We start from the raw sequence: 4,151 nt of genomic DNA on the forward strand, positions 1-4,151 counted from the left end.
GGTTACGGCGCGGCGTACGGCCGTTCGTCGGGCGGTGTGATCTCCCAGGTCGGTAAGCGCGGCACGAACGACTGGCATTTCGGTGCACAGGTGCGGTGGGAGCCGACGGGCACCAAGGCCAACCCGATGAACTACTACCAGCAGGTCGGCGCGGCTGCCGGCTCGCTGTACGACTACAACAAGAAGGACAAGCTGTGGCGCACGACGTACTCCGCGTACGCCGGCGGCCCGCTGATCAAGGACACGCTGTACATCTTCCTTGCCGCTGAACAGGAGCGTCGCCAGGGCGAGCAGGTCACCAGCTCCGCCGCGCCGTTCGTCTACAAGCAGAGCTATCGCAACCCGAAGCTCTACGGCAAGATCGACTGGAACATCAACGACAGCAACATCCTCGAAGTCACCGGCGCGTCGAACAAGCAGAACTACGACGCTTCGATCTACGAGTATGACTACGCGACCAAGACCCGCGGCGACTACACCGGCAAGGACAACGCCGGCGCGCCGCTGAACAAGTCGGGTGCGGATCTCTACACCGCCAAGTTCACCAGCTACATCACCGACGACCTGACCCTGACGGCCCTGTACGGCAAGATGAAGGGCACGTACTACACCGCCCCGGGCGGTGACCAGTCGCTGCCGTCGATCATCCAGGCCAACCAGCAGGATCCGGCGCTCGGCAACGGGATCACCAATGCCAACCCGGCCGCGACCACCGCGGATCCGAAGCACAAGTCGACCAACACCAACCTGCGCCTCGACCTGAGCTGGCACATCGGCGACCACACCATCGTGGGCGGTATCGATAACCAGAAGGTGCTCGACAAGGACGACGGCGATTCCACCACGGGCCCGGGCTACGCCTGGGAATACACCAAGGGCAAGCCGAACACGCCGATCATCGGCCTGTCGCCGACCGACGCTGCCTACGTGGCGCCGCCGGGTGGCCAGGGCTACTACGTTGCGAAGTACATCTACCGCACGGCTTCGTCGGTGCGTACCACGCAGCGCGCGCAGTACCTGGAAGACACCTGGCAGGTCAACGACCGCTGGATGGTGAAGGTCGGTATCCGTAACGACCAGTTCACCAACTACAACCAGAACGGCGAACCGTACCTCAAGCTGACCTCGCCGCAGTGGGCCCCGCGCCTCGGTGCGACCTGGGACGTGAATGGCGATTCGACCCTGAAGATCTACGCCAACGCGGGCCGTTACTTCCTCGCGCTGCCGGCTTCGGTCGCACTGCGTTCGGCAGGTTCCTCGCTCTACACCCGCGAGTACTACACCTACACCGGCATCGACGGTAACGGTATCCCGCAGGGCCTCACCCCGATCTTCAGCAGCACGGGTGGCGCCATCTCGGCCAACGGTGAATACGGCCAGCCGCGTGACCCGAAGACCGCTGCATCGACCACGATCAAGTCGGAATACCAGGATGAGTTCATCCTCGGTTTCGATGCGGCGCTGACCGACAAGTGGACCTACGGTGCGAAGGCCACGGTGCGCAAGCTGCGTAACGCGAACGACGACGTCGGCGACAGCGGCAAGATCCTGGAAAAGATGGAGCGCATGGGTATCGATCCGGACACGATCGGCACCATCGAAGGTAGCTACCTGTTCAACCCGGGTCGCGCCAACTCCTTCAAGATCCCGAACGTCAATGGCGGTTACTACGACGTCCCGATGAACAACCAGGACTTCGGCTTCCCGCACTCCAAGCGTAACTACTACGGCCTCGAGCTGTACCTCGACCACGCGTGGGACGGCAAGTACCAGGTCCGCTTCGACTACGTCTACTCGAAGAGCTACGGCAACTCGGAAGGCCAGGTCCGCTCGGATATTCGCCAGGACAACGTCTCGGCGACGGTGGACTGGGATTACGCCGAAGTCATGCAGTACTCGAACGGCGAACTGGCTAACAGCCGTAAGCACAACTTCAAGATCTACGGCTCCTACCAGCTGGCTCCGGAGTGGATGGTCTCGGGCAACATCAACCTCGCCTCGGGCGCGCCGAAGAGCTGCCTTGGCTTCTACGGCCCGGACGAAACCAACCCGAACCTCGGCTATGGCTCGTACTACCACTGGTGCGATGGCCAGCCCTCGCCCCCGGGTGAAGCGGGTCACAACCCCTGGACCTACATCGTCACGGGTTCGGTCGAATACCGTCCGGAGTGGGCTGACAAGAAGCTTGCCTTCAACGTCACGGTCTTCAACCTGCTGAACCAGCGCAAGGAAACGCAGGTTTATCCGATCCACGGTGCTTCCGACGCGCTTAACCCGCGTTACAACGTGCCGCTGTACCAGACCACCCCGCGTTACGCCCGCTTCGGCATCAGCTACGACTTCTAAGTCGTAGCCGACACCAAGGCGACCCCGGGCCCACGGGCCCGGGGGAATGCGAACCCATAACAAGTAGATCACCGCGGCCGGCCTATCCATCCGGTCGACGGAGCGAAAAGGCAACTCCCCAGATCGCCTCTCGTCCTACCCGGGATGGGGGGCGTTTTTTAGATCGAAACGATTGCAAAATAAGAAAAATCCAGCCTCTTCCGCGATTTGGGTGCACCCGTCTCAGTAATCACTGAGTCGTGGAAACGCCCACCCCGTGTAAATAATTTGTTGACACGGTGGACCGCGTCCGCCTAGATTCGGGTTCGGCGAAATCCGGGTTTGTTTTTCGTAGATGCGAAAGGCACCCCGGAGACCGTTGACGGACTTGTCGGGAGCAGGTCTCGAGGGGGCCGACCCACCACTCTGGGAGGAGCAAGGTGGGGCGGACGTAATACCCCCCGGAAACATGCACCCCAAGGCCGAACCCTTTTTTCTGGCCTTTGGCTGGTTTTGCACGTTTTCAGGCCCGGTTGGGCCGATCTGGGGAGATTTGCACATGAGTTCTCGCAGCACCCGGCAGGCTTCTGTCCTGCGTCATTCCGCGTTGGCGCTTGCCCTTGCACTCGGCATGGGCGCGACCGGCGCAGTTCTCGCTCAGTCCACCGCGGGTTACCTCTTCGGTACGGCCCAGCCGGGCGATACCGTTGAAGTGAAGAGCGGCGGCGGTATCAACCGTGAAGTGCCGGTCGACGCCAGTGGCCGTTTCCGCCTGGATAACCTCCCGGTCGGTTCCGCCTATGACGTGAACCTCAAGCGCAACGGCGCCGTCGTCGATTCGCGCAAGAACGTGAACCTCACCGTCGGCAAGGGCACGGACGTTTCGTTCGCCGCCGCTGCCACGGCCGCCAGCGCCCAGTCGCTGGAATCGGTCACGGTCACCGCAAACTCGCTGCCGCCGGTCGACGTCTCGTCGGTCGACTCGCGCACCGTCATCACGTCCGAGCAGCTGGCCAAGCTTCCGCTCGGCCGCACCGCCGAAGCCATCGCGCTGCTGGCACCGGGCGCCGTGTCGGGCAGCGGTTACTTCACCGGTCCGACCGGTAACGCCCTGGTCTCGATCGGTGGCGGCTCGGTCACCGAGAACGCGTACTACATCAACGGCTTCAACACGACCGATCCGCTGTCGGGCTTCGGCGGCATCACCCTGCCGTACGGTGCGATCGACCAGCAGGAAGTGCTCGCCGGTGGTTACGGCGCCGCTTACGGCCGTTCGGCCGGTGGCGTGATCTCGCAGGTCGGCAAGCGCGGCACCAACGAGTGGCACTTCGGCGCCCAGGTGCTGTGGGAGCCGCGCGGCACCCGTTCGACCCCGGGTAACGATCACTACCAGGTGACCTCTGACAACGCCAACGCTGGCGACTTGTTCAACTACAACAAGAAAGACAACCAGATGCGTCAGGTCGAGTCGGCCTACATCGGTGGTCCGCTGATCAAGGACAAGCTGTACATTTTCCTTGCTGCCGAGCAGGAGAAGGTCAACCAGGATCGCTACACCTCGCAGGATTCGCCGGCGTACTACGATCGTTCCTATCGCAATCCGAAGTACTACGGAAAGCTGGACTGGAACATCAACGACAGCAACATCCTCGAAGCCACGTACGCGTCTAACAAGCAGAACTATGACGCCAACGTGTATGACTTCGACTACTCGACGCTGACCAAGGGCGCTTTCGAGGGCAAGGACACGTCGCAGAACACCAAGTCGGGCGCTGAGCTGTACACCTTCAAGTACACCAGCTACATCACCGACGATCTGACGCTGA

The 4,151-nt window shown here is 62.1% G+C and carries 2 protein-coding genes; both read left to right on the forward strand.

Annotated elements, in window-relative coordinates:
• On the forward strand, positions 1–2,346 hold a 2,346-nt coding region (locus ACTHLF_RS13820), incomplete at its 5' end, for a TonB-dependent receptor domain-containing protein (protein ID WP_440327924.1).
• Between the two features lie 538 nt (positions 2,347–2,884).
• Positions 2,885–4,151, forward strand: a 1,267-nt coding sequence (locus ACTHLF_RS13825; RefSeq protein ID WP_440327925.1) for a TonB-dependent receptor, incomplete at its 3' end; no start/stop codon positions are given.

The sequence above is a fragment of the Luteibacter sp. genome, assembly GCF_051958795.1.
In the GTDB taxonomy this organism is placed as follows: Bacteria; Pseudomonadota; Gammaproteobacteria; order Xanthomonadales; family Rhodanobacteraceae; genus Luteibacter.